24 protein-coding genes and 1 pseudogene are annotated in these 24,391 nt (G+C 58.6%); 12 read left to right on the top strand and 13 right to left on the bottom strand.

The window, feature by feature from the left end:
• The first annotated feature begins 462 nt into the window (after nucleotides 1–462).
• Both B723_RS23610 and B723_RS23615 read left to right on the top strand, forming a co-directional pair.
• Nucleotides 463–792: a hypothetical protein gene (locus B723_RS23610; protein WP_031319009.1), complete on the top strand. Its 330-nt coding sequence runs from the start codon at nucleotides 463–465 to the stop codon at nucleotides 790–792.
• A 123-nt stretch (nucleotides 793–915) separates the two neighbouring features.
• Nucleotides 916–1,218 carry a hypothetical protein gene (locus B723_RS23615; protein ID WP_017339504.1) on the top strand — a complete coding sequence of 101 codons (303 nt, stop codon included), beginning with the start codon at nucleotides 916–918 and terminating at the stop codon, nucleotides 1,216–1,218.
• A 40-nt stretch (nucleotides 1,219–1,258) separates the two neighbouring features.
• Here B723_RS23615 and B723_RS33950 read toward each other — a convergent pair.
• Nucleotides 1,259–1,489: pseudogene (locus B723_RS33950) on the bottom strand (LysR family transcriptional regulator); the annotation flags it as partial.
• A 110-nt stretch (nucleotides 1,490–1,599) separates the two neighbouring features.
• Here B723_RS33950 and cynS point away from each other — a divergent pair.
• Both cynS and B723_RS23625 read left to right on the top strand, forming a co-directional pair.
• A complete protein-coding gene (gene cynS / locus B723_RS23620; protein ID WP_017339505.1) occupies nucleotides 1,600–2,067 on the top strand; it encodes a cyanase in 468 nt (155 codons plus the stop codon).
• 60 nt (nucleotides 2,068–2,127) lie between these two features.
• A complete protein-coding gene (locus B723_RS23625) occupies nucleotides 2,128–2,787 on the top strand; it encodes a carbonic anhydrase (RefSeq protein WP_017339506.1) in 660 nt (219 codons plus the stop codon).
• 55 nt (nucleotides 2,788–2,842) lie between these two features.
• Here the strand turns inward: B723_RS23625 and B723_RS23630 are convergent, their stop codons facing one another.
• The 3 genes from B723_RS23630 to glsB all read right to left on the bottom strand — a co-directional run bounded on the left by B723_RS23630 (nucleotide 2,843) and on the right by glsB (nucleotide 5,761).
• Entirely contained in the window at nucleotides 2,843–3,193 is a 351-nt protein-coding gene (locus tag B723_RS23630; protein ID WP_017339507.1) for a BON domain-containing protein, read from the bottom strand.
• Nucleotides 3,194–3,265: 72 nt separating this feature from the next.
• Nucleotides 3,266–4,768, bottom strand: coding sequence for an aldehyde dehydrogenase family protein (locus B723_RS23635; protein ID WP_017339508.1), 1,503 nt, complete (start codon nucleotides 4,766–4,768; stop codon nucleotides 3,266–3,268).
• A gap of 84 nt (nucleotides 4,769–4,852) precedes the next feature.
• A complete protein-coding gene (gene glsB, locus B723_RS23640) occupies nucleotides 4,853–5,761 on the bottom strand; it encodes a glutaminase B (protein ID WP_017339509.1) in 909 nt (302 codons plus the stop codon).
• Nucleotides 5,762–6,073: 312 nt separating this feature from the next.
• Between glsB and B723_RS23645 the strand changes: the two genes are divergently transcribed.
• Genes B723_RS23645 through B723_RS23655 form a run of 3 tightly spaced genes read left to right on the top strand, consistent with a single transcriptional unit; the run spans nucleotide 6,074 to nucleotide 7,601 of the window.
• Nucleotides 6,074–6,277, top strand: coding sequence for a hypothetical protein (locus B723_RS23645; protein WP_017339510.1), 204 nt, complete (start codon nucleotides 6,074–6,076; stop codon nucleotides 6,275–6,277).
• A gap of 54 nt (nucleotides 6,278–6,331) precedes the next feature.
• Nucleotides 6,332–6,847: a DoxX family protein gene (locus tag B723_RS23650; protein WP_017339511.1), complete on the top strand. Its 516-nt coding sequence runs from the start codon at nucleotides 6,332–6,334 to the stop codon at nucleotides 6,845–6,847.
• A 55-nt stretch (nucleotides 6,848–6,902) separates the two neighbouring features.
• On the top strand, nucleotides 6,903–7,601 hold the full coding sequence (locus B723_RS23655) for a dienelactone hydrolase family protein (protein WP_017339512.1): 699 nt from the start codon (nucleotides 6,903–6,905) through the stop codon (nucleotides 7,599–7,601).
• A 65-nt stretch (nucleotides 7,602–7,666) separates the two neighbouring features.
• Here the strand turns inward: B723_RS23655 and B723_RS23660 are convergent, their stop codons facing one another.
• The 4 genes from B723_RS23660 to B723_RS23675 all read right to left on the bottom strand — a co-directional run bounded on the left by B723_RS23660 (nucleotide 7,667) and on the right by B723_RS23675 (nucleotide 11,541).
• Nucleotides 7,667–8,641: a nitrilase-related carbon-nitrogen hydrolase gene (locus B723_RS23660; protein WP_017339513.1), complete on the bottom strand. Its 975-nt coding sequence runs from the start codon at nucleotides 8,639–8,641 to the stop codon at nucleotides 7,667–7,669.
• 198 nt (nucleotides 8,642–8,839) lie between these two features.
• Nucleotides 8,840–9,772, bottom strand: coding sequence for a GlxA family transcriptional regulator (locus tag B723_RS23665; protein ID WP_017339514.1), 933 nt, complete (start codon nucleotides 9,770–9,772; stop codon nucleotides 8,840–8,842).
• A gap of 81 nt (nucleotides 9,773–9,853) precedes the next feature.
• A complete protein-coding gene (locus B723_RS23670; protein ID WP_017339515.1) occupies nucleotides 9,854–10,789 on the bottom strand; it encodes a phosphatase in 936 nt (311 codons plus the stop codon).
• 131 nt (nucleotides 10,790–10,920) lie between these two features.
• Complete coding sequence (locus B723_RS23675; protein ID WP_017339516.1) at nucleotides 10,921–11,541, bottom strand: cell wall hydrolase; 621 nt, start codon at nucleotides 11,539–11,541, stop codon at nucleotides 10,921–10,923.
• A gap of 144 nt (nucleotides 11,542–11,685) precedes the next feature.
• Here B723_RS23675 and B723_RS23680 point away from each other — a divergent pair, with 144 nt between their 5' ends.
• From B723_RS23680 to B723_RS23690, 3 genes are all read left to right on the top strand, one after another.
• Complete coding sequence (locus tag B723_RS23680) at nucleotides 11,686–12,537, top strand: CAP domain-containing protein (protein ID WP_017339517.1); 852 nt, start codon at nucleotides 11,686–11,688, stop codon at nucleotides 12,535–12,537.
• A gap of 279 nt (nucleotides 12,538–12,816) precedes the next feature.
• On the top strand, nucleotides 12,817–13,815 hold the full coding sequence (gene moaA, locus B723_RS23685; RefSeq protein ID WP_017339518.1) for a GTP 3',8-cyclase MoaA: 999 nt from the start codon (nucleotides 12,817–12,819) through the stop codon (nucleotides 13,813–13,815).
• 5 nt (nucleotides 13,816–13,820) lie between these two features.
• Nucleotides 13,821–14,234 carry a bestrophin family ion channel gene (locus B723_RS23690; RefSeq protein WP_017339519.1) on the top strand — a complete coding sequence of 138 codons (414 nt, stop codon included), beginning with the start codon at nucleotides 13,821–13,823 and terminating at the stop codon, nucleotides 14,232–14,234.
• 188 nt (nucleotides 14,235–14,422) lie between these two features.
• On the opposite strand, the gene B723_RS23695 is transcribed toward B723_RS23690, so the two are convergent.
• From B723_RS23695 to B723_RS23710, 4 genes are all read right to left on the bottom strand, one after another.
• Nucleotides 14,423–15,208 (bottom strand): DeoR/GlpR family DNA-binding transcription regulator, encoded by a 786-nt coding sequence (locus B723_RS23695; protein ID WP_017339520.1) that lies wholly within the window; start codon nucleotides 15,206–15,208, stop codon nucleotides 14,423–14,425.
• Nucleotides 15,209–15,288: 80 nt separating this feature from the next.
• On the bottom strand, nucleotides 15,289–15,957 hold the full coding sequence (locus B723_RS23700) for a hypothetical protein (RefSeq protein ID WP_017339521.1): 669 nt from the start codon (nucleotides 15,955–15,957) through the stop codon (nucleotides 15,289–15,291).
• Between the two features lie 447 nt (nucleotides 15,958–16,404).
• A complete protein-coding gene (locus tag B723_RS23705) occupies nucleotides 16,405–19,209 on the bottom strand; it encodes an amino acid adenylation domain-containing protein (protein ID WP_031319010.1) in 2,805 nt (934 codons plus the stop codon).
• A 271-nt stretch (nucleotides 19,210–19,480) separates the two neighbouring features.
• Nucleotides 19,481–20,419 carry a LysR family transcriptional regulator gene (locus B723_RS23710; protein ID WP_017339523.1) on the bottom strand — a complete coding sequence of 313 codons (939 nt, stop codon included), beginning with the start codon at nucleotides 20,417–20,419 and terminating at the stop codon, nucleotides 19,481–19,483.
• 143 nt (nucleotides 20,420–20,562) lie between these two features.
• On the opposite strand from B723_RS23710, the gene B723_RS23715 reads away from it, so the two are divergent.
• On the top strand, nucleotides 20,563–20,967 hold the full coding sequence (locus B723_RS23715; protein WP_017339524.1) for a RidA family protein: 405 nt from the start codon (nucleotides 20,563–20,565) through the stop codon (nucleotides 20,965–20,967).
• 31 nt (nucleotides 20,968–20,998) lie between these two features.
• Here B723_RS23715 and B723_RS23720 read toward each other — a convergent pair whose 3' ends face one another.
• Nucleotides 20,999–23,569 carry a bifunctional diguanylate cyclase/phosphodiesterase gene (locus B723_RS23720; protein ID WP_017339525.1) on the bottom strand — a complete coding sequence of 857 codons (2,571 nt, stop codon included), beginning with the start codon at nucleotides 23,567–23,569 and terminating at the stop codon, nucleotides 20,999–21,001.
• Nucleotides 23,570–23,829: 260 nt separating this feature from the next.
• On the opposite strand from B723_RS23720, the gene B723_RS23725 reads away from it, so the two are divergent.
• Entirely contained in the window at nucleotides 23,830–24,324 is a 495-nt protein-coding gene (locus B723_RS23725; RefSeq protein ID WP_017339526.1) for a PaaI family thioesterase, read from the top strand.
• The last annotated feature ends 67 nt before the right edge of the window (nucleotides 24,325–24,391 follow it).

Below are 24,391 nucleotides of genomic sequence, written 5' to 3' on the forward strand. Positions count from 1 at the left end.
TGCTTAAAAATAATCACTACAAAACCGTTGACGCCTCCGATTTGCCCTTGCATGATGCAGACATCTCCCCGATCGGGAGTACGGCAACATGTTTGAGCAAGCTCGTCTGACCGCCGAGCTGTTTTTCCCGGATACACGCTGCCCACAAGGCAGATTGAAGAAGCTGACCTGGCCCGAACGTCCAGTACAAGGACGAGAAGCGCTGGCGATCAATCCTCATGAAGCTTGTGGCCGACCCTGAAAACGTCGGTAGTGGCCCGAAGGTTATCGCTGCTTCTCTTCGTTGTGACGCTATTGCGTAGCAGTTATTCAACACGACTACATGCAACAGACGCGGGACCCCGTCATTTCGGCGGCCGACCGCTGACGTCCTGGTTTCGGTGCCAGGGATCAACTAACCGATGGGCTACCTGTATTAGCGAATCAACTTTGAAAGATCACCAAATGGTCAAGGGGCTTTATATGAATCTGAACAATCAACCCACCATCGATGAACTGGCTCGTATGTTCGCTGCGCAAAAAGACAGCCATGACAGCCATATCCTGTGGATCAGCAAATCGGGCCAGGTGCATATCGACTGCCTGTCGCCGCATGCCCATGAAGCCGAGTTCGACCAGAACAACCAGAATCTGCTGGCCCGATTGAAGATGTACCGTCGCGGTCAGGGCTATGTCGGCAAAAAAGCCGCAGCCGACAAAGACTTCATCGGTAATGTTCTGCAAACGCTGAAACAGGCCTGGGCCTCGATGCAGAACCAGAATGAAGTTCGGGTGATTGACCGGTTCTACTGATAATCCAACACAATAAAAAGGCCCCGCTCGAATGATGATCGAGCGGGGCCTTTTTGTTTGTCTCCACTGTGCCAAACAAAGCTATCGTTAAAGGTATCCGCTGTTGGTCCCTGGAGACTTGCGATGAAAAACAACCTGAAATTCCTGCTGTTGCTGCTGATGACGAGCGCTGTTCAGGCAAACAGCGTCAACGGAGTCCCGTCATTCGCAGTGGAGTGCCCTGGCAAGATCCTCGTCCAGGCGGATCAGGACGGGCCGGTGATGATCAACGGCAAGGAAGCCGAAACCAAAGCCATCAATGATCGCCGCTTCGAAGCCAAGAGCTCCGGCATCACACTGTCCATCGTCCTGGCCGATGACGATTCGGTGGTCGTGTCTTCCACCGGCAAGGCGCCCAATGGAGTGTGCCAGTCAGTCGATGACTGACGTCGACGACTCGGCTTTCCCAGAACCAACTCCATAACGGCAATTCCTTCACGTTATGCAGCGTCCGTTTGCCCGCCTCCAACGCCACCAGCCCCCACCTCACACACCCGATGCAGGCCTCGCCCGCGTCAGTCGGCCTGACCGTGCGCGAGGTGCGATCGAACAGGCTACCCCCCAGTGTTTCCTCCAGTCGGCGAATCTGTTGCGACAAGGTTGGCTGTGACACGTGCAGTGCCGCGGCAGCACGGGTGAAACCGCCGTAGGATTGAACCTATAGGCAGGACTTATGCGCAGCATTGCATATCGGTCTTGGACGCTATGAATCAACCAGCAGAAGATGGCTTCACACCCAAGCAACACCACGCCGACAGGAGATACCCGATGCAACAGTCCCACGCTTACAACGACCCGAGTCTGGCCCTGACCACGTCGATCCTCGACGCCAAGGCACGCAAAAACCTGTCCTGGCAGGACCTGACCGACGGCACCGGCCTTGGCCTCGCCTACGTCACCGCCGCCCTGCTCGGTCAACATCCATTGCCGGAAGCCGCGGCCAAAGTGATCGGCGAAAAACTCGACCTGGACGCCGACGCTGTGGCCCGCCTGCAGATCATCCCGCTGCGCGGCAGCCTTTCGGGTGTCCCGACCGACCCGACCATCTACCGCTTCTACGAGATGATCCAGATTTACGGCACCACCCTGAAAGCCTTGGTTCATGAACAATTCGGCGACGGCATCATCAGCGCGATCAACTTCAAGCTCGACATGAAGAAAGTCGATGACCCGGAAGGTGGCTCTCGCGCCGTGATCACCCTCGACGGCAAGTTCCTGCCACTGCGTCCTTTCTAAGTGGATACCGGCCCGCACACAGGTGCGGGCCAAACCCGAATCACGCATGAGGATATTGTTATGAAAACGCTCATTGAAGGTTTTCTGAAATTCCAGAAGGAAGCCTTTCCGCAACGCACCGACCTGTTCAAACACCTGGCCACCACGCAACACCCCGGTACGTTGTTTATCACTTGCTCCGACAGTCGTGTCGTGCCGGAATTGCTGACCCAGCAAGAACCCGGCGAACTGTTCGTAATCCGTAACGCCGGCAACATTGTGCCCTCCTACAGCCCGCATCCAGGCGGTGTATCGGCCACGGTCGAATACGCGGTCGCCGTGCTGGGCGTCACCGACATCGTGATCTGTGGCCATTCGGACTGTGGCGCCATGACCGCCGTCGCCTCGTGCAAATGCATGGACCACCTGCCCGCCGTCAGCGGCTGGTTGCAACACGCCGAGTCGGCGAAAGTGATCAATGAATCGCGCCCTCACGCCAATGACGCGGCGAAGGTGAGTTCGATGGTGCGGGAGAATGTGATCGCTCAACTGGCCAACATCCAGACCCACCCGAGCGTGCGACTGGCTCAGGAAAAAGGCCTGCTGAACCTGCATGGCTGGGTCTACGACATTGAAACCGGTTCGATCGATGCGCTGGATGCCCACAGCCGCACGTTCGTGTCGCTGGTCGAACACCCGACTACCTGCGCGGTGCACGGCAAAGCGATGGAAGCGGCTTGATCCAGGTCGGCAGCCGATGCAGCGCGCCCGGTTCACGGGAGCACTGCATCCAGTTTCATTTGTCGTCAGGCTTGCCTGACGCTGGTGACCGGATCTCCGGGCTGTCCTCGGCGTTTGGCGGTGTTGGAACGCTTCCGGGCGTGAACACGTGAGTCAGCAATTCCCTGGCATCGATTTCATTGACACCATTCACCGTGCGGGCCAGCGCAACGACCTGCTCACATTGTTTATGGGTGTTGACGCGACCACTTAACACCACCGTTCCTGCAAGTGTTTTGACATGGACTTGCAGACTAAGGGCAGGATCGGCCAGCGCCAGGGCCGACTTCACCCGAGCGGTCAGCCACGCGTCATGTGCGATTATTCCCAATTGATGAGAGTAATGCTCCAAGGAATGATGTTTCATGGCGAACCCTCTTTCGAAACGCAGACGCAGACACCTAAATTATAGTGCGGCCTGCGTCTGTGGTCGGGGTTCTCAGCGTTTGACCGACAGATCCACCTGCGTCATGCGACTGCGAATCGTGAACACACCATCCCCCGAGAGAATCGCGCTGCGGGCAAACAGGCGGCCGCTCTCCCAGTTCGAAAGCCCCAGTTCCGGCTTGTTCAGCGCGTATTGTCCATCGACCCAGCGGGTGATGCCGTTGCCGACAAAAGGCGCGTTGACCGCATTGTAGAAACGCTCATGGGCCTCGGCATCTTCACTGATCAACGACACGGTGAACTGCGGGCTGTAGCGGTTGAACAAGGCGATGGCGCTGTCCAGGTCGTCGACGATCTTCAGGCTGACTTCCGGGGTTTCTTCCCACTCCCACTCGCGGCCCAACTGGTCCTCGGGCAGCGGCTCGGCCAATGCTTCAGTTTGATAACCTTCAGCGCGGCAGACGTCGACCTTCGCGGTCCTCCAATCGTAAGGCAGGTACGTCTCGCTGCCCTCGACGATGTGCAACTTGCAGCCCTCGTCCCGAGCGGCGCCAGCCTGTTTCAAGGCCTGCAGAAACAGCGGCACCAGTTCGGCGGCGCGGTCGCGGTGGATCAGGCAGACGTTCAGGGTGTTGCAGACCTTGCGGTCCAGGGAATTGCGCACGACGGCGGCAAAACGTTGGGCGTCGGCCTCCTTGTCGGCGATCAGCCAGGCGCCACCGGTGCCATGCAGGCTGACGGCCGTGCCGGCCTGCTGCGCGATGCTGCCCAATTGGCTGACGGCACGCCCCGAACCACGGGCCACCGCCAGCGACAGGCGTCGGTCGGCGAACATCGCCCAACCGGCGGCGTGATTGACACTTTCCACCAGCGACACCGCACCCACCGGCAAACCGGCGTCGCTCAACGCCGGGTTCAACGCATGGGTGACAATGGCTTTCGCCGTGCCCAAGGCGTCGCTGCCAATGCGCAGCACCGCAGTGTTGCCGGTACGCAACACGCCAGCGGCGTCGGCGAAGACATTCGGCCGTCCTTCGAAGACGAAGGCGACGATACCCAGCGGCGAAACCACCTGCTCGACTTTCCAGCCGTCATGCTCGACGCAACTGATCACTTTGCCACGCGTGGCTGACGCATCGCGCCAGGCCCTGAGGCCCGCGATCATGTCGCGGCGCATGCGTTCATCGGCCAGCAACCGCGTGGTCGAGCGTCCACGAGACTTGGCCCACTCGATGTCGGCGAGGTTGGCCGCCTCGATCAAGTCCCAGCAGCCCTGATCTTCAAGGCGCCGGGCAAAGAAATCAAAGAACTCACTGATCGCCTGGTCCGACACGGCGGACATTGCCGTAAACGCCGCTTCGGCCCGCTCGATCGCTACCGCCGCCGCTTTCTGGTCCGCGACGGGAATCAGCAGCAACTCGCCGCTGACCTGCTCCACCAGCAGGTGGTCCCCGGGCTGAAAGCGCAAGGCCAGTTCGGGGCTGACCACGGTGACGCGGTTACCAGCGAAAGGAATTGGCGTGCCAGCGATTAGACGTTCGAGCGCAAGAGACATGAAGCGGTTTCACCATGCAAGGGGCGGCTGGAAAATGTATAGCAAAACGCCGGAAGCGTCATTAACCCCGCCCGCTCGAATTTCTCAAAACACCGACCAGCCAATTCGCTGGCTCAGCAGTTCCAGTGCGGCCATGCCCGCGAGCGAGTTGCCGGCCGTGTTCAGTTCCGGCGACCAGACGCACACCGTGAACTGCCCCGGCACCACGGCGACGATCCCGCCGCCCACGCCGCTCTTGCCAGGCAGGCCGACACGATAGGCGAAGTTGCCCGCCTCGTCGTAGAGGCCGCTGGTGGCCATGATCGAGTTGACTTGCTGGGTCTGGCGGGCGCTGAGGATCTGTTCGCCGCTGTGTTTGCAGAAACCGTCGTTGGCCAGGAAGCAGAACGCCCGGGCCAGGTCCACGCAGCTCATGCGCAGGGCGCAATGGCTGAAATAGCTGCGCAATACCGCTTCGACATCGTTATGAAAGTTACCGAAGGATTGCATCAGGTAGGCCATGGCGGCGTTGCGCGCACGGTGCTGGTATTCGGACTCGGCGACCTTGCCGTCCACCATCACCTGCGGGTTGCCCGACAAACGCCGGACGAAATCGCGCATCGATAACGCCGGTGCGGCAAAACGCGACTGGTTGATGTCGCAGATCACCAGCGCACCAGCGTTGATGAACGGATTGCGCGGGCGTCCGCGCTCGAACTCCAGTTGCACCAGCGAGTTGAACGGCTGGCCGGAAGGTTCGTGGCCCAGGCGCTGCCAGATGGCTTCGCCGGAATGATCGATGGCCTGCACCAGGCTGAACACCTTGGAAATGCTCTGCACTGAGAACGGCGTATGGGCGTCACCGGCACAAAACAGTTCGCCGTCGTTGCCATACACGGCAATGCCCAACTGGTTGGCCGGCACGGTGCCGAGGGCGGGAATGTAGTCAGCCACCTTGCCCTGACCAATCAGGGGACGAACTGCGTAAAGGATCTCGTTCAACAGCGCTTGCATGCCGGGTTCCGAAGTCTTGCCCCATGGGATTGCGGGGACACTGACGCTAGACGCTGGCGGTCAGCAACGAATCACAGATTGCCTGAACACAATCTCATAAACACCACTGCTCCCCGTGGGGGCTTGCTCGCGCCCACAGGGGATTTGCATTGCCTGTGTATCAGCATGTATACAGCCCCGTTTTTGACACACCCCGTCCATAAAAACCCGCACCCGCGACACATCGCAGATACACCCGATTGATGAAATGTGCCTGTCGATTGGCTCAGCCGATCAAAGCGCTCAACTCACTCAATGCTATGGGGTATCACCATGTTCAAGCTCTCGACTTCTTCCCTGACCCTCGGCCTGATCGTTGCGGGCGGGCTGGCCCTGTCCAACGTCGCGTCGGCTTCCGAGTCCGAAGCGTTCAGCATGAAACAGCTGGCCCACGGCTACAGCCAGGCCCAGGCCGACACCGCGGAAAAACCGGCTGAAGGCAAATGCGGCGAAGGCAAGTGCGGCGCCAGCGAGTAACCCCTGCGCAGGGCCGTCGGGCCCCGCATCCCTGACTGAACGGAGACCAAGTCCATGAACGCTGCAATCTCGTCGGCCGTAAAAGGCCTGCACCTGAACCTTGACCGTGCCGGTAGCTGGCTCGCCCCTCTGACCTTGCGGTTGTTCATCGCCTGGGAATTCTTCGAGTCGGGCCTGGAAAAGTGGAACGGCGAAAACTGCTTCGCCGACATTCAGGATCGCTTCCCGTTTCCCTTCGACCATGTGCCGGCCACGCTGAACTGGGAACTGTCGATGTGGGCCGAACTGATCTGCGCCCTCGCCATCCTTGTCGGACTGGGTACGCGGATCTCCGCCATTGTGTTGATCGTGGTGACTGTCGTTGCGACCGCTGCCGTTCACTGGCCAGCCGATTGGTCTACATTGAGTGAGCTTGCCCAGGGTTACTCCATCAGCAACAAGGGGTACGGCAACTTCAAATTGCCGCTGATCTACCTCGCCGCCCTGATGCCACTGTTGCTCTCGGGTGCCGGCAAACTCAGCCTCGATGCGTTGCTGGCCCGATTCTTCTGGCATCGCAACAATCGCTGAAATGTTAATGTGGCAAGCTGTACCTCCCACCTCACTTGCGTAGACAGGAGCCACCATGAGCGTGACCACCCAATGGATCGAGATCGACAGCGCCGAAGGTAAATTCGGCGCCTACCTGGCCATTCCGCATACCCGGAAAGGCCCTGGGATCGTGCTGATCCAAGAGATCTTCGGCGTCAACGAACACATTCGCTCCGTCGCCGAACAGTACGCCGCCGACGGCTACCTGGTGATCGCGCCGGACCTGTTCTGGCGCAGCGGCCACCGTATCGAACTGACCTACGATGAAGCCGGCTGGAAACGTGCGATCGAGTTGATGAACGCCACCGACGTCGACAAGGCGCAGAAGGACATCGAACTGGCCATCGACGCCCTGAAAGCCCAGCCGGGCCTGGACGGCGGGATCGCTTCCATCGGCTACTGCTTTGGCGGCCTGCTCTCGTACCACACCGCCGCCAACGGGCTGGTGGACGTGGCCATTGCCTATTACGGCGGCGGCATCCAGAACCAACTGGACCGGGCCGACGAAATCGAAGTGCCGCTGCTGATGCATTTCGGCGAACAGGACAGCCACATTCCGCTGGAAGCCGTCGAGAAAATCGCCGAGCGCTTCGACAACAACGATAACGTGGAAATCGTCGTGTACCCGGAAGCCGAACATGGCTTCAACTGCTCGCACCGTGACAGCTACAACCAGCGTGCAGCGGCCGAGGCCCATGGCAATACGCTGATCTTTTTGGGTATGGAACTGTAAGGCCCACACACGCGAAAAAGGCACCTTCATACGACGATGAAGGTGCCTTTTTTTTGCAACGATGGCTACAGGCTCACTTCTTCCGTTTGGGCAGCCACCACCAGCTGCGGTTGAGCGTTACGTTCATGCACATGGCGATGGGGCGTGCGGTCGATGTTAAGGCTCAGGATTTCCGGTCGGCTGTAGTGACCGCGGCCATCCATCTGGCGTTTACGGATTTCGATCTGGAACAAGTCGATGTCAGCGATGACTTCGCCTTCGCCTTCGGTCAGTGCGCCGACAACCTCACCTTGCGGATCGATGATCGCGGTGTAGCAGCCGCCGGAGATCGGACCGATCTCGCAACCGGTGTCAGCCATGATTTGCGCCTGCTGTTCCGGGTACAACCAGGCCGTCGAATTCACCACGAAGCACGCCGATTCCAGCGCGTGCATGCGGATGCTGACCTCCATCTGGCGAGTGAACAGCGGGCCGGCAAATGAACCGGGGTACATCGAGGCGTGAATCTGTTCACCGTCTTCGATCAAGGCGTAACGCGCCAGCGGGTTGTAATGCTCCCAGCAAGCCAGTTGGCCGATGCGGCCGACGGCGCTGTCGGTGGCCCGCAGGCCGGAGCCGTCGCCCATGCCCCAGATCATCCGTTCGTGATAGGTCGGCGAAATCTTGCGCCGCGCCTGAATCAGGGTGCCGTCCGCATCGAACAGCAACTGAGTGTTGTAGAGAGTGCTGCCATCGCGTTCATTGACGCCAATGGACACGACCATGTTGGCGTCCTTCGCGGCTTTGCCGATCGCATCGGTAGTCGCGGAAGGGACAACGACGGCCTGGTCCAGCAGTTTGTAGTGCTCGGCGCCCATTTTGAATGGGGCCTGCACGAAGGAAAAATACGGGTAGTACGGCACGATGGTTTCCGGGAAAACGGCGAATTGCACGCCCTTCTCGCCGAGTTCTAGGATTTTGTTGACGACCTTTTCTACAGTGCCTTCACGGCTGTAGAGCACAGGAGCGATCTGAACGGCGGCGGCTTTGACGATGGTCATGACGGTGATCTCGTTGGGGAATGGGTTTCAACGAGGACCAGATTACGGTAATAATATTTTGTCTTGAATGTCGAATACACCACCTTTCAGGACAAACCGCACCATTGGATTTTGCGACTGCTGCGCAGCCGAGCGGGACGGTGCGGCGTTCCGACAAGCTCCCTCGCCACAGTAGAGCACTCGGCCATCGGCCTGGGATCAACTGCGATTGGCACGCTGGATGACTTGCGGTGGTTGGCCGAACGCACGAATAAAAGCCCGGCGCATACGCTCACGATCACCAAAACCGGTCTCTGTCGCCACCACATCGATGGCATGCCGGCCGGTTTCCATCATCAGGCGCGCGGCTTCCACTCGCAGGTTCTCGATAGCCTTGGCCGGTGATTGACCCGTTTCGGCATGAAACACACGACTGAACTGTCGCGGGCTAAGGTTGGCCGCGCTGGCCAGCGCCTCGACCGACAGCTCGGACTTCAGGTTCTGCTTGGCGTAGATCAACGCGGACTGGATGCGGTCAGTCTTGGGCTCGAGTTCGAGCATCACCGAAAACTGCGACTGCCCGCCCGCGCGCCGGTGATACACCACCAATTGCCGGGCCACGCGCCGCGCCACGTCGGCGCCCAGATCCTTTTCAACCAGCGCCAGCGCCAAATCGACGCACGCGCTCATGCCCGCCGCGGTCCAGACGTTACCGTCGTTGATGAAAATCCGGTCTTCTTCCACCCTCACTTTCGGGTACGCCCGCTGCAATGCCGGCGCATGACACCAGTGCGTGGTCGCACGCCGGCCATCGAGCAGGCCGGCTTCGGCCAATGCGATGGCCCCGGTGCAAATGGACCCCAGGCGTCGAGAGGTCCGACTGGCGCTGCGCAAAAACTCCACCATGCCGGGCGAGACCGGACGGATCAGGTTGTCGCCCATCACCAGCAGCGTGTCGAAGGGGCCATGGTGGAACGCCGTGGTCTCCACGCCGAAACCCGCCGAGGTCCGCACGGTACCGCCGTGCTCGGACAGCAAGGTGATGTCGTACATCGGAGTGTCGACGGCACCGTTGGCCATTTCGAAAGCCGCACACATGGCCAGGCCCAGCACCTGGAAACCGGGGTAAACGATGAGGCCGATGTTGTGCACGGTGGCAGACTCCTTTGACCTTAAAGGTGGCATGACGGGTTTCCGGTCAGCCGAGTCTGCACTGTACTCCTGAATCAGTCGCTAGTGCCTGGTCATCAACCCGTGCAGCACACCGAACCGCAAGCCGGGCTCGGAAGGTGTCATGTGCGAGACGCCAAAGACTTTGAACGCCGCCAGCATCAGCACCAGTCCGCCCGGCAGGATGCTCAGGCGATGACTCTGCAGACCGGCCAGCCTGAGCTGTTCGACGTGCCCTGCTTCCAGCAGGCGCAACGAAAGACGCAACAGGCCGCTGTAGGTGATTCCGCTGTGGCCATCGTCGTTCAAACCGTTGGCCTTGAGGACTTTGGCCAGCATGCGTGCGGTGCCTGAAGAACCGATGACCTGCTGCCAGCCCAGCGTGCGATAACGGCGCGCGACGCGTTCGAACTGCAGAGTCGCGACACGCTCGGCCTCCAGCAGTGCCGGGGCCGAGATGCGGCCGCCTTGAAAGTAGCGCGCGCCAAAGGTGCCGCTGCCGATGGCGATGCTCTCGGTCAACAGCGGTTGAGCGCCCTGCCCCAGAATCAATTCCGTGGAACCGCCGCCGATATCGATGACCAGTCGCTTGCGCTCGGTGCCGGGCACCGTATGGGCCACGCCGGCGTACACCAGCCGGGCTTCTTCATGCCCGGAAATCACATCAATGCGAAAACCCAGGTGCCTTTCCGCGCTGGCCAGAAACAGCTGCGCATTGTCAGCTTCGCGCACCGCACTGGTGGCCACCGCCCGCACACGACCGGGCTCGAAGCCACGCAATTTTTTGCCAAATCGCGCGAGCGCCTGCCATCCACGATCCAGCGCCATTTCGTCCAGCGCGCCGCCTTGAAACCCCTCCGCCAACCGAACGGGCTCACGCAGGGTCTTCACTTCCTGGATCACCAGTTGCTGGTTCCGCCTGACCGACTGGCCGATCATCAAACGAAACGCGTTGGAGCCCAGGTCAATGGCCGCAAACAGGGAGGCGTCTCCTTTCATTGAGGTATTCCTTGCGCAATTCATCTGTCAGCAGAAGCCGCTCCGCTGAACACTCAAGACGGTTTGCAAGGATGTTGACATGGGTTCGATGACACCCAGATGACACGCTCCGGGGCGAACGAAAAACTCTCCTATTTCGCATCGCCATCATGGGGCTTGTAGAAGCGGAACAATCCAATATCCGCCGTTTTGATGTACTCCTTGGCCCAATCCGGTTTCACGGTGCGGTCGTGGAAGTACAAGGCTCCGCTTGTGCGATCCGGCAACTGTTTATTCAGCGCCTTGCGCGCGATTTCCTTGGCGAGTGCGTAAGGCACCTCTTCCTGGACCGAATCGGAGCGGCCGTCACACCACCAGGAAAACTGGCAGCTTTTGGTTTCGGAGCCCTGCTTGACCACACCGCACACGGTGTCCGGAAAACCTTTGTGACCCAGGCGATTCATGACGACGTTGGCGACCGCTTCCATGTCGACAGCGTCCTTGCCTTTGGCTTCCCAATAGATGGAACGGGCCAGGCAAGTGATCGCATCGTCCAGCGGCGCTACGCCTGCGGGATCCACGGCCTGGACCTCGGACTGGGTAATGGCTTCGGATTTTGGGGCCGGCGCGGGGCTGGGGTTATCCGCCGCTTTTTGCTCCAGTACCTCGGCCTTGTTCTCGGCCGCTTGCTGTTTTTGCTCCTGATCCGTGGCGAAAGCCAGGCCGGCAAACAGGGTAATTGCGAGGCAGGTGGCAATCCAATGGAAGCGCATCGTCGAAAGACTCGGTTGGCGGTTTCGGATAAGTGTAGTAGTGAAATGACAGCAATCACCTCCCCGGCATTTTGGAAAAATCCATTGCCTGCAGGGGGGCCACTTCGCGCATCATGGGCGCAGTCAGATCCAAGGGAGATTTCCATGCGTGTCCTGTCATCCGCTTTGCGTCTTGCCACGTTGTCGTTGGGCTTGCTGTTCGCCGCGAAGGCGCTGGCGGCTGACGAGAAACAACTGATCGATTCGATCAACGACTACCGCAGCCAGGTGCAGCGTTGCGCGGGTGAGGTATCGGCGGAACTGCCGCCGCTGGCGGGTGATCCACGGCTGGCGTTGTCCGCCACCAGCGTCGTCAATTTGCAACAGGCCATGGTCGCCGCGAATTATCCGATGAAGAATGTGCAGGCGATCAGCCTGTCCGGGCCGCGTGATGCGGCATCAGCGATGAAAGCGATCCAGGAGAGCTTTTGCCAGATCGTGCTGGACCCGCAATTCGTCGACATTGGTGTGAGCCGCCAGGACCGTGAATGGCGCATTGTGCTGGCCCGTCCACTGTTGAGCGCACGGCTGAGCGACTGGCAGGCCGAAGGCCAGAAATTGCTGGCCGAGCTCAATGTCGCACGCGGTCGGCCGCGCCAGTGCGGCACGCAATCCTTCGCTGCCGCCACACCGCTGACCTGGAACGCTATCCTGGCAACGGCGGCCGAGACCCATTCGCGGTCGATGGCCAACAACAACTATTTCGATCACAAGGACCGCGATGGCCGCACGCCCGGTGATCGGGCAGAGCTGGCGGGTTACAGCGGCCAGCAGATCGGCGAGAACATCGCCGCCGGACAAGACGCCGTGCGCAAGGTAGTCGATGGCTGGGTCGCCAGCCCCGGACATTGCGCCAACCTGATGAACCCGCAATTCCAGGAGTTGGGTGCGGCGTATGCGGTCGACCCGAAAAGTGATTCGGGAATTTACTGGACGGCGATGTTCGGTACGCCGTAAGGCACCTCCCATACAAACGCAAAAACCCGGAGTGGGTGTGGCGTCGACGCTATGTAGCCGATGCCCACCCTGCACAGCAGTTCGACCGTATTTGTTGAAGCAGGCCGGTTTCACCAGGCAACCGGTCCCCTCCCGGAATTCGTCATAGAGCCCATCGATCACCCGGTCATAAATAGTGATTGGACGCCCCCTCAAGTTGCTCTTAGCCTGCGGCTCACACATCCGTTAATGACGGAATACCCATTAGAAGTGCGACCCGAATCGCCAAGCGAGGCTGTCATGTCAGAGCGAGTCTTGATCGATGGGTTCTCCCGGCGTGTGGACTATCTGCGAATGTCTGTCACGGATCGCTGTGATTTCCGATGCGTGTACTGCATGGCCGAAGACATGCAGTTTCTGCCACGCCAACGGATCCTGACCCTGGAAGAAATCTACGAAGTCGCTGAAAGCTTCGTGGCGCTGGGAACGCGCAAAATCCGCCTGACCGGCGGCGAGCCGCTGATTCGCCCGGGCGTGGTGCAACTGTGCCAACGCATCGCCGCCCTGCCCGGCCTGCGCGAATTGTGCATGACCACCAACGGTTCTCAGTTGAGCAAACTGGCCAAGCCGTTGTTCGACGCCGGGGTCAAGCGACTGAACATCAGCCTCGACTGCCTGGACCCGCAGCGCTTTCGCGAACTGACGCGCACCGGCGACCTGGCGCAGGTCATCAAGGGCATCGACGCCGCCAATGCAGCCGGGTTTCGCAACACCAAGCTCAACTGCGTGGTCATGAAGGGTCGCAACGATCACGAGATCAACGACCTGGTGAGTTTCGCCATCGACCGCCAGCTCGATATTTCATTCATCGAAGAAATGCCCTTGGGCACCATCCATGAGCACAGCCGCGCGGAATCGTTTTATTCCAGCGCCCAGGTCCGTGAACGGATTGCCGAACGCTACACGTTGATTGACTCCGCCGAGTCGACCCAAGGCCCTTCCCGCTACTGGCGCCTGGCCGAGGCGCCGCAGATCCGACTGGGGTTCATTTCTCCTCACAGCAACAACTTTTGCGGCACCTGCAACCGGGTGCGGCTGACCGTCGAAGGTCGACTGCTGCTGTGCCTGGGCAACGAGCATTCCGTCGATCTCAAGGCCGTGTTGCGCGCCCATCCAGGCCAGCCCGAGCGCCTGGAGAACGCTATTATCGAGGCGATGAAGCTCAAGCCCTATCGGCACAATTTTGAAGTGAACGATGATGTTCAGGTGGTTCGCTTCATGAACATGACCGGCGGCTGAAGACCATGATTGTCAGGCCCAAACCCAATCTGATCGGCGTGCTGACTTCACTCAAGGGTTCGATCGCCAAACGCATTGCCTGGCGCAGCCTGATGGTGACATTGCTCGCCTCGGCCATCGTGCTGATCGAAACCCTGCACCCCAGTTACTTCTCCAAGGTCAGTGCAACGCCGTTCACCCTGCTGGGCTTGTCGTTGTCGATCTTCATGAGCTTTCGCAACAACGCCTGGGCCATTGTCAGCTACACGTTTTTCGGTCTGGACGCGATTGGCGATGAGCTGGAAGACCCGCTCGGTCGCGACGAAAATGACCTGCCCACCGATGCCTTGGTGCGTATCATCGAACGTGAAGTGCTGTCGGCGCTGGGGGTGACGCAACTTCCTCCGGTTCTGGAGCCCGTTGATTTTGTGCTTGAGTGATCGAGACGGGGCGACTTGGCCATCGTCAGCAGTCGGGCGATGGCTTCCGCCACGGACATCAGCGCAGACCATCTACGACATGTGCAAAGCGGTAGACCGAGGCTCGATCAGGCCGTAGGAGACTTAGACGAGATCGCCTTTTTTCCGCCAGTCACTGGCGGCTGAGAATGGTGGGCGTTGCGTCGTTTTCAGTCCTGCGCCTGAACCACCTCGATTCCCAGTTTCCGATAATCCCCAACATCGCCCGACGCCACATGACGCTCGGTGATCAGCGTATGAATGCGGTTGCATGGCGCGACCACGAACGGTTCCACCGCGCCCAGTTTGTCCGCTGTGGTGACGGCGATCACTTGCGAAGCACTGTCAATCAGCGCCTGCTTCACCGGCACCTCGTCGAAATGCAGTGAGCTGATGCCGACTTCCGGATGAATCGCGCAGACCCCGGTGAACAGCACGTCGGCCTTGATGCCCTGCAGCAGGCGCACGGTCTCGTGACCACTGACCGACATCGTCGCCAGGTTGAGTTGTCCGCCGGCCAGAATCACTTTGATGCCTTTGTATTCGGCGAGGATAATCGCGGTCATCGGCGAGGTCGTGATCGCCGTGATAGAAATGTCCGTCGGCAACGAACGCGCGATCTGGAGCGTGGTGGAGCCGGAATCGAACATCACGATCTGGCCATTCTCCACCCGGTCCGCGGCGAGCTGCGCCAGGCGGGTTTTCACCTCATCGGTTTCGCTGACACGGGTGAAATAATCCTTGCCCGTGTCCTTGGGCCGAGGCAGCGCCCCACCGTATACGCGCTGCACCAGACCGGCCGTGGCCAGTTCCGACAGATCGCGGCGGATGGTGTCTTCGGAGACTGCGAAATGCTGGCTCAACTCGGAGGCCATGACCTTGCCGTCACGCTCGAGGATCAGGAGGATTTTTTGCCGGCGCAGTTGGGGAAGTTCGGCCGCCGAATGATCGTGCATGTTTTCGCCTGAATTTGCGGGTTTATTCGAGATTAGCCAAACCCAGGCGCAAACACAATCGGCGCAGCGATGGGCAACCGTCAGTTACTCGCGACTTGAGCCACAGTGCCCGAACTCACCAGTGCCGCCAGGGAGGCATCGAACTGTTTCAGGGCGCTCACTTGCAGCTCGGTTTGCTGGTCGATCTGCGCGGCGATTTCCGGCGCCGCCTTGCCCTGCACCCACACCGAAGGCATTTGCTGCGCGCGAGCGCCTTCGGCCTTGCCAATGTATTGCAGGTTCGAGTCGTAGAATTTCGCCATGAAACGCGCTTCAACCTGATTGTTGCGCTTCGACACCAGACGGCTGTAAGTGTCCAGCATCACCACCACGTCCGGGCGCGCTTGCACCAGTGCGTCAAGGTTGTCGTAGACGGTCACCGTGGCAAATTTTTTGTGCAACGAACCCATCAGCCAGTTGATTGCCAATTTCGGATCGGAGCTTTTCACGAAGGCATTGCTGATACGCGAATCCAGCGCCGGGTTCTTCGCGCCGTTCAGCGCAACCGAGTGGTACTGCTCAAGGTATTCGAGGGTGTTGACGGTGTTTTCGCTGTAGAGCACACCCACCGTTTGGGCAGGCTTCAGGCTGGCGGCGCTGTCGGCGACCGGCAAGAAATGGCAGGTCTGTTCAGCGGCATAGGCCGGTGCGGTGGCGGCAACGCTGCCGGTCAATACAGCGACAAGGGCCAGCCAGGTAGAGATTCTCATCGCGCAGATTCCTTCGGAGGCGAATTCGGTATGTAGCTATCCTCCTCCGTTGCCGGAAAAACAGAACTTGCGTTTATTGATGGTGGTTATTGATTAAACGAATGGTTGGGCGTGGTGGTGACGGACTTCAGGCCGGCTATCAGGCCGCCTCGCTTTGGCCTTTGATCTTGATCTGCCCCGTCGGAAGGCCGAGCGCAGGTTCTGCGCAGTGGGCAACCCGGCATGGATGCCGGGTTAGCCGCCCCCGGCCATGGATGGCCGATGGCGGCGGGCCCACGGAGCAGGACCGGAGCGAGGGCATGCCGAGCTTTAGCGAGGCACCGTACGTCAGGGGCGCAAGCGCTTGGTTACTTGGCGCTCTTCCAAGTAACCCGCCGTAAGGGCGGAACCATTAGTGGCCTTCACAGCAGCAATGGATATTCACCCAGTCCCAATCCCAATCTCTATTCAAGCCACCCGCTCAACCGCATCCACACTGGCTTTCTTCTTCCCCCTGTTCCACCGCATCAAGACAATCCGAACCACCTTGTTCCACACATAACCAACCCCAACACCACCAACGAGAGCGACGACAACCGACAACGCCGGCACATCAACAATGTGACGCGCCAGGGACTGAAACTGAAAATGCGTCAAATAGATATACAGCGTTGATGCGGCAATTAACGCCAGGCCCCGCGCAATGAAGCCAGGCACAGGAATGGACTTGACCCAGATCACCACGAGCACGGCAGGCAAAGCGATATCGACATATCCGTTTATGTCCATGTTGTGCGGCCCATAGATGAGCAGAAGATCCTGCCCGCCCAGCACAATGACGGCCACCGCACTGACGATCCATTTCTTGATGCTCGAGTTGGCATAATGAATGGCCATTCCGAGCACCATGATCGCCAGATAGTGTTGCGGCACTCTGTCATAGAGTTCGGAAGCATCAAACAAATAGGCACTGATCAGAACATCCGCCACGGCCAATACGCAGGCCGCAATGACCAGATTCTGAAACGGATTTGACATGATCATTTTTCTGACTCGCTCGAACGACAGGGCGAATCCAATGATCAGGATCATTTGCAGAAGAACTTCGACATACCAATAGGTAAAGGTGCCTACAACACGTTCTGGAAACCAGTTCGAAACGAGCAATACCGTTTGCCAATGAACCCTGTCGAAAACTATTTGAATCAAGATGGCGTACAGGATGGTGGGTATCGCGATACTGACAATGGACTTTAAAAGTGTACGCGCATTACCGCGCTCATTGATCGCTTGAAGTTGAAACCTGGCCAGGCTGATGCCCGACACGATAAACAACACCTTCGTCTCGCCTGCAAGCGGGAATTTTGAAAAAATATCCAGATGCTCGATAACAATAAGCAAAATGGACATGACACGCAGAAGAACAGGAACCTCCATTGCCCGAAGTGAAAACCGGGAAGACCGGGTTTTATGGGTCAGCTCACACAATTCACGCACCGGTATCATTTCCCACTGATCCGGGAGATGGCCAATCAGCGCTTCAAGTGCCATGGAAGCCTGTACAAACGAGAGCGAATCCCCACCCAGTTCGACGAACGACAAATTTGAATCAATACGCGGGACTTCGAGTATTTCCGACCAGGCGGCTACCAGCTGGAGCGCCAGCGGTGACAGGTTCTGGCTCGAATTGATCGACGTCGCGTCCGTATCAATCGAGGGTAATGCGCGCCTATCTATCTTTCCGTTCGGCGTCAGTGGAATAGCGTCCAGGAAGACGAACAACGCCGGGACCATATAGTCGGGGAGCTCCTTGCCGACATGGTCACGCAATTCAACCGATGTAACCGGCGTAGTCGCAACGCAGTAAGCAACCAGCCGGGCGAGCGACGTGTCATGGTTGGCAAGCACGACACACTGTTTGATTCGGGGATGCCGTGACAGCGCGCCTTCGATTTCAGTCAGTTCGATTCGATGGCCGCGAATCTTGACCTGACTGTCACCTCGCCCCAGGAAGCTGACACTGCCATCGATAAGATAAGTGCCCAGGTCACCGGTTTTATAACAAATATCGTGTTCGTCGTTCGTAAACGGGTTCACCACAAACTTTTCTCTGGTTTGCGATGTGTCATTCCAGTAACCCAACGACAAATAAGGGCTGCGTATCAGAATCTCGCCCACTTCGCCTTCGCTGACCAACTGATTTGACTCATTGACCACCAGCAGTTGCGCACCTTCAATCCCCTTGCCCAGCGGAATTTTCAGACGGTCGATTTCAGGATCGAGATGATGGTACGCCATGGCCTGCGGCGTTTCTGTCGTGCCGTAGAAGTTCACGCTGACGGCACCGGGCGCAATAACGAGAATTTGTTTGTACAGCGTCTGACTTAATGCATCTCCGCCCCAGAACAGATATCGCAGGGCATTGAATTCAAGTTTTTTAAGTTTCGCGCCCGTTTCAATCAATTTTCCCAACGGGGGCGTCAGATGAATAATCGAAACGCCATTTTCCTGTATCCACGTAGCCAAAGCTGAAGGATCAATGACGATTGACTGCGATGGAACCACAACTTTCGCGCCAATGGAGAGCGGCGTAAAAACATCCCGGTACACCGGGTCATGCCCCAGACCGGACAGCAGGGAAAAGCAATCGTCTTTGGTTAATGAATGACGCCGGGCATGCCATTCAATGAAGTGAACCAAAGGCGCGTGATGAGTCACGATTCCTTTCGGCTCACCCGTACTTCCGGAGGTGAAGGTGACATAGGCCGGATCGGCCGGATTGACTTCAGGCAGGCTTGTTTGATCACAGGCGAAGGCTTGCAGTGCAAGGGCGGGACTTTCCGGAATGTGAACGACCCGCGTACTTGTCTCAAGGCATTCAAGCCTGAGTTCGTCAGGCGCCTCGCCGCACACCAGCACAAAGGAAGGCTCCAGCGCCTTGATGATTTGCCCTACACGCGCTGGCGGATAGGCGACGTCGGCCACCGTGAACATCAATCCGGCCCGCGACGCTCCGAGCATGGCGTAGACCAGCCCCGCACAACGACTCGAAACAATAACAACCCGGTCGGATTGTTTTGCGCCCTCCCTGATCAGCAAGGACGCCATGCCCCGGCTTATTTCTTCAAGTTGTCGATAGCTGCACGTCGCGTCTTGAGAGATGACAGCGATGGCATCGGGCGAACGCCTCGCCTGCTGCAAGAAGTCCATGAATATTGGGCGTTCGGCACAGTATTCCAGCCTTAACGTTGGGTTTGGGCGAAGATCGTGCATTTAATCCCTATGCTCCGCATGATCTATACGAGGTTGACGCCGTGCTCATAAGATCCTGAGTAAGAAGATTCAGAATCGGTGGCCGAGCAAAAACATGTAGCGTAGTTGCAGTTCAGAACGAATGCCTAAACGTTAGTGCAGAGTGGCCGGCGTTGCCGATAATTTCGAAGTGCTGCGATGCTCTGCCCGGCGTCATCGCAGGATGCCCACGCGAGTCGCTCGACCGGAGCCGAACATCTTCCTCCATGCGTCGGGTCAACGAAGCCATCGATCATTTGCCCAGCGGCAATGCCTGTCGGTCGCCCACCGGCGCATGGAGCGCCATCACCTCGACGACCCAATCGATGAACACGCGCAACTTGAGGCTTATATGCCGGTTCGGTGGAAAAGCCACGTAAAGCGGCATCGTGTCGAGGTGCCAGTCTTCGAACAGCGGCACTAACTCGCCACTCGCCTCGAAGGTTTTGGACATGTACTTGGGCAGCCAAAGAACACCCAACCCTGCCAGGCCGGCCGCGAGGTAGGCATTGCCATCGTCGACGGCCAACACGTAGCGACCTTTGATCTGCAAGCGCTCGCTGGGGTTGTGCATCGCATAGGGCAACGGTTTGCCGGTGCGCGCCCACAGGAAACCGACGATCCGATGGTTCGACTCTTCCAGCTCTCGCGGATGCAAGGGTGTACCGACGCGAGCCAGATAGCTCGGTGCTGCGAAAACGCCAAGCGACAGATCAGCGACGCGCCGGGCCATCAGCGACTGATCCGTGAGTTCACCGCCGCGCACCACGCAATCGACGTTCTCATCGATCATGTCGACGATGCGATCGCTGACGCCCATGTCGATCTGGATGTCCGGATATCGCGCGTAGAACCCAGGCAATGCCGGCATCAGAATCATGCTCGCCAACGGGCTCGGCACATCGACTCGCAACCGGCCCCGGGGCGATGCCGAGGCGCCGGACAGACTGGTTTCCGCGTCGTCGATGTCGGCCAGCAGTTTGATCACGCGTTCGTAATACACGGCGCCATCGGCGGTGACGTTGACTTTGCGCGTCGTACGGTTGAGCAACTTGACGCGCAACCGCGCTTCCAGTTGCTGCACCAGTTGAGTCACGGTGGTCTTGCTCATGTGCAGGGTCTCTGCAGCCTTGGTGAAACTGCCCGCCTCCACCACACGCGCAAATGCCTGCATCGCGTCAAAACGGTCCATCGCCACCCCTTGTTCCGATCAGATTGTTTGTATTTTCCAAACAGTGATCACCAAGGTTGCTCGTTTATCGCCCCGGCGCAAGTCCTTACAGTCCCTACATCGTTAGTTTCGGGTCGGTTTCGGCCTTTTGATCGAGGTGATTTATGACAACGCGTGACGTGGTTTTTCCGAGCGGACGCCAAGCGCTTTATGAGCGCAATCGCTACTCGCCGGCGATTCGCTCCAATGGCTTTCTGTTCGTGTCCGGACAAGTCGGCAGCAAAGAGGATGGATCGCCCGAGCCTGATTTGGAGAATCAGGTCCGGCTTGCCTTCAACAACCTGAACGCGATCCTGGTCGCGGCTGGTTGCACTTTCGACGACGTGATTGATGTCACCGTCTTCATCGTCGATCCCGAATCGACGTTCGAAACGATCTGGAAGATCGTGCCGGAGTTCTGGGGCAACGCGCCGCACCCGACGCTGACCGGGATTGGCGTCACGTGGCTGTATGGTTTCCAGTTCGAGATCAAGGTGATCGCCAGACTTCCGGAAACCGTCCAGGGATGAACGACCGTTGTTAAGGGTCGGTAGCCTGCCTCTAACGAGCTTCTTCGAAGAGGCCTACCAACTCATTGAAAGCAACAATATCCAGCGGCCGGCTCAGGAAATAGCCTTGACCTTCATCGCACGATACCGCCTTCAGCAACTTCAGGTGATCGGCCGTCTCAATGCCCTCAGCCGTTACGGTGAGCGATAACGCACGTCCCAGGCCCACGATAGCCCGGATGATCGCCTTGTCATCCTCGCTATCGGCCAGCCTGTTCAAAAAACTGCGGTCAATTTTCAGGCCGTCGAACGGGAATGCACGAAGGTAGCTCAACGACGAATATCCCGTTCCAAAGTCGTCCATTGATATCCGTACGCCGAGACGTTTGAGCGTACGCATGACCTCAAGAGCGCCGGTGGCGTCTTCAAGCATGACGCTTTCGGTAATTTCCAGCTCTACGCGGCCAGGGTCGATGCCAGAGTCCAAAAGGGTTGTCTGAATACGCTCGACCAGATTGCCTCGTTTGAATTCGGTCGGTGACAGGTTGACTGATACGAACAAACTTTCCGGCCACCGTGCGGCGCAGCGGCAGGCGGTATCGAGAACCCAGTTGCTCAGGGAAAGAATCAGCCCGGACTCTTCGGCAATCGGGATGAACGTGTCGGGTGGTATCAAACCGCGCTCAGGATGTTGCCACCGGACCAGCGCTTCAGCACCCACCATCTGACCGTCAGCGATACGATAGCGTGGCTGGAAATGCAGCCGCAGCTCTCCATGTTTGATCGCGAAGCGCAGGTCGCTTTCCAGACGACGGCGCTCGATGATCCTGGCGTTCATATCGCCGGCATAAAAGCGCCAAGTGTTACGCCCTCCGGCCTTGGCCTCGTAGAGTGCGATATCCGCATAGCGAAGCAGCACGGTCGCCTCGCATGCGTCATGAGGCGCCATTGCAATGCCTAGACTGGCGCTGACGAACACTTCCTGCTCATCGATCGTTATTGGCTGCTCGATGGACTCGATCAAGCGGCGACAGAGCGTCTCGACTTCTTCCTGGGAACTCACGTCGGTCAGGATCAATACAAACTCATCCCCGCCCACCCGAGCGACCAGGTCGCCATGGCGCACGCACTCTGACAGACGACTCGACACTTCATTAAGGACCAGATCACCTGCGGCATGCCCGAGCAAGTCATTCACCGGCTTGAAACGATCCAGATCCAGGCTGAGCATGACCAGCGGCTGTTCTATCGTTGGCAATGCCTTGAGTTTACCGTCGAGAAACTCTTGAAGGCGGGTTCTGTTCGGCAGCCCGGTCAGGGCGTCATGCTGCGAGAGGAATTCGATACGCCGACGAGCTTCGACTTCCTCTGTCACATCCGTCGCAGTCCCCCGGAACCCTCCACCTGCCATCTTTCGAGCCGAAAGACGAGTGATTCGCTCCTGGCCTTCGGTATCGACGTATCGGCACTGAATGCTGATATCCGGACGACGGTTCGGGATGCTGAGCCACTGAGCCAGCGTGCCCAGTTCGGTACTCAGCAGATCATCGATTACCGCACCAATCCAGATGTCTCTCGAGAGCCCCGTCACGTCTTCGAATCGTTCTGACAAATAGGTGAAATGCCACTCGGGATCAATTTCCCATACCCAGTCCGAGCTGGCTTCAACCACGTCGCGAAAGCGTGCTTCGCTGGTGGCAAGGGCGTCCTGACTGCTTTGCAGTGACGCATAGCTGGCATCAAGTGCCAGCGCACCCGCGGTCGTGCGACGCAAAATGACCCACGTCATCAGGCACACCAACAACGCGGCAATGCCGATCAATGGCAACCCTATCCCCAGCAACCGCAGGCCCGGCCTTTCCGGTCTCCACTGCAGGCTGCCGGCCGAACCGTCATCGCCCAGTGGCAAGAGCGACGCAGTGTCGGTTTCGCCGGACGTGACGACGTGCAAACGGTCGACCCCGAAATCGTCGCCGATCATCTGCAGCTTGGCGTTGTTCAACACATCGACGAAAACCAGCACTGAAGGTGGCCTGTCATCAGGCACCACTGTCGGATCGGTTCCCGGCGTAATGGCTGCTGCCGCGATGAGTGCGGGTACTCCTCCCAGGTTGATGAAGGCTGTTATCGGCGTCTCGGTTTCCGCTCCTGCACGCGCCTTGTCAAGAATTCCGGCGATGGACTGCTTGAGCCACTCAGTGACTTCCACGGATTTCAGCTCACCCTTGACCACAGCGTAAACAGTGCGATCAACGTCGTTGACGACAAACAGTCCCTGGACCCCGAAATCCGTGTAGAGCGTTGCTCCGACGTTCTGTCGTACGAAGGCCCAGTCAGGGTCCACTTCGGCATGCAGGTGCCTGTAGGCGTCACCCCAGAAGGCGTAATCCTTGACGGTTGAGCGCAGCGATTTTTCCAGCGACTGGACGGCCTTCTTCGTGTAGAACGCGCTTTCAGCCTCCTCTGTCCGGTCCAAATCATGTGCAAGGTAAACGAGCGAATAGCTGGCCAGTAAAAACACCCCCGCCAATAGACCCACAAACTTGAGCAGCGAGGCGCGAGCCAGTACCACGCTCGAGCGACGGGAGGAAGCAGGGTTACTGGAGGTGGAACTGTTCGGCATAGATTCCTGCTGGTCGTCGACGTTAGTGTGTTGCATACCCTGATATCGGCCGCGTTGGCAGAACGATGAACAGCGGCATCCATGAAGGGCCGATTACTATTAAAGCCTATGGTTCTGCGCCCGCCACGATCTGACTGTGAACAGATGTCACTGGGGAACGATCCGGCACCCGCGCCGGACATGATTTGCAGCAACCATCGCTAGCGGTTCAGCGTTAATATCTGCCCGCTCCCGTTCACATTCTTGAGGATGATCCAGGCATGTCCACACCCGACACTTCCCTGCAAGACACCGCCGCGCCTGACGGCGTTTGTTACGGCTGCGGCGGCAGCAATCCACACGGGCTGCACATCAAGAGCTTCTGGCATGAAGACGGCGAGCATGTCATTGCCGAGCATATGCCGGAAGCCAAGTATTGTGGTTGGCCGGATCTGGTTTACGGTGGTTTGATCGCGATGCTGGTTGATTGCCATTCCAACTGGACGGCGATGGCCTATCACTACCGCATGGAAAACCGCGAAGTCGCCAGCCTACCGCGCATCAACTGCGTCACTGGCAACCTGGGCATCAAGTTCATCAAGCCGACGCCGATGGGCGTACCGCTGACCCTGCGTGCGAAAGTGGAAGGCGAAGTGGGACGCAAAACCCGCGTCGTCTGCGAGGTCTATGCCGGGGATGTGCTGACGGCGGTCGGGGACTCTATTTTTGTGCGCGTCGATGCCGGGCAACTGGCGGCAGTTGCTCATGGTCGATAGGCAGCAACCTTCTTCAGAAGCCCGAACGATTTAAGTTGGGCTGATACGCAAAATGGCAAGGCTCGAT

Source organism: Pseudomonas fluorescens NCIMB 11764 (genome assembly GCF_000293885.2).
Classification (GTDB): Bacteria; Pseudomonadota; Gammaproteobacteria; order Pseudomonadales; family Pseudomonadaceae; genus Aquipseudomonas; species Aquipseudomonas fluorescens_B.

Coding starts and splice junctions, on each gene's coding strand:
- B723_RS23610 (WP_031319009.1), top strand. CDS start 463: ATGAATCTGAACAATCAACCCACCATCGATGAACTGGCTCGTATGTTC.
- B723_RS23645 (WP_017339510.1), top strand. CDS start 6,074: ATGTTCAAGCTCTCGACTTCTTCCCTGACCCTCGGCCTGATCGTTGCG.
- B723_RS23715 (WP_017339524.1), top strand. CDS start 20,563: ATGACAACGCGTGACGTGGTTTTTCCGAGCGGACGCCAAGCGCTTTAT.
- B723_RS23615 (WP_017339504.1), top strand. CDS start 916: ATGAAAAACAACCTGAAATTCCTGCTGTTGCTGCTGATGACGAGCGCT.
- B723_RS23650 (WP_017339511.1), top strand. CDS start 6,332: ATGAACGCTGCAATCTCGTCGGCCGTAAAAGGCCTGCACCTGAACCTT.
- B723_RS23710 (WP_017339523.1), bottom strand. CDS start 20,419: ATGGACCGTTTTGACGCGATGCAGGCATTTGCGCGTGTGGTGGAGGCG.
- B723_RS23625 (WP_017339506.1), top strand. CDS start 2,128: ATGAAAACGCTCATTGAAGGTTTTCTGAAATTCCAGAAGGAAGCCTTT.
- B723_RS23695 (WP_017339520.1), bottom strand. CDS start 15,208: ATGCACGATCATTCGGCGGCCGAACTTCCCCAACTGCGCCGGCAAAAA.
- glsB (WP_017339509.1), bottom strand. CDS start 5,761: ATGCAAGCGCTGTTGAACGAGATCCTTTACGCAGTTCGTCCCCTGATT.
- B723_RS23635 (WP_017339508.1), bottom strand. CDS start 4,768: ATGTCTCTTGCGCTCGAACGTCTAATCGCTGGCACGCCAATTCCTTTC.
- B723_RS23725 (WP_017339526.1), top strand. CDS start 23,830: ATGTCCACACCCGACACTTCCCTGCAAGACACCGCCGCGCCTGACGGC.
- B723_RS23675 (WP_017339516.1), bottom strand. CDS start 11,541: ATGCGCTTCCATTGGATTGCCACCTGCCTCGCAATTACCCTGTTTGCC.
- B723_RS23655 (WP_017339512.1), top strand. CDS start 6,903: ATGAGCGTGACCACCCAATGGATCGAGATCGACAGCGCCGAAGGTAAA.
- cynS (WP_017339505.1), top strand. CDS start 1,600: ATGCAACAGTCCCACGCTTACAACGACCCGAGTCTGGCCCTGACCACG.
- B723_RS23720 (WP_017339525.1), bottom strand. CDS start 23,569: ATGCCGAACAGTTCCACCTCCAGTAACCCTGCTTCCTCCCGTCGCTCG.
- B723_RS23680 (WP_017339517.1), top strand. CDS start 11,686: ATGCGTGTCCTGTCATCCGCTTTGCGTCTTGCCACGTTGTCGTTGGGC.
- moaA (WP_017339518.1), top strand. CDS start 12,817: ATGTCAGAGCGAGTCTTGATCGATGGGTTCTCCCGGCGTGTGGACTAT.
- B723_RS23660 (WP_017339513.1), bottom strand. CDS start 8,641: ATGACCATCGTCAAAGCCGCCGCCGTTCAGATCGCTCCTGTGCTCTAC.
- B723_RS23700 (WP_017339521.1), bottom strand. CDS start 15,957: ATGAGAATCTCTACCTGGCTGGCCCTTGTCGCTGTATTGACCGGCAGC.
- B723_RS23630 (WP_017339507.1), bottom strand. CDS start 3,193: ATGAAACATCATTCCTTGGAGCATTACTCTCATCAATTGGGAATAATC.
- B723_RS23690 (WP_017339519.1), top strand. CDS start 13,821: ATGATTGTCAGGCCCAAACCCAATCTGATCGGCGTGCTGACTTCACTC.
- B723_RS23670 (WP_017339515.1), bottom strand. CDS start 10,789: ATGAAAGGAGACGCCTCCCTGTTTGCGGCCATTGACCTGGGCTCCAAC.
- B723_RS23705 (WP_031319010.1), bottom strand. CDS start 19,209: ATGCACGATCTTCGCCCAAACCCAACGTTAAGGCTGGAATACTGTGCC.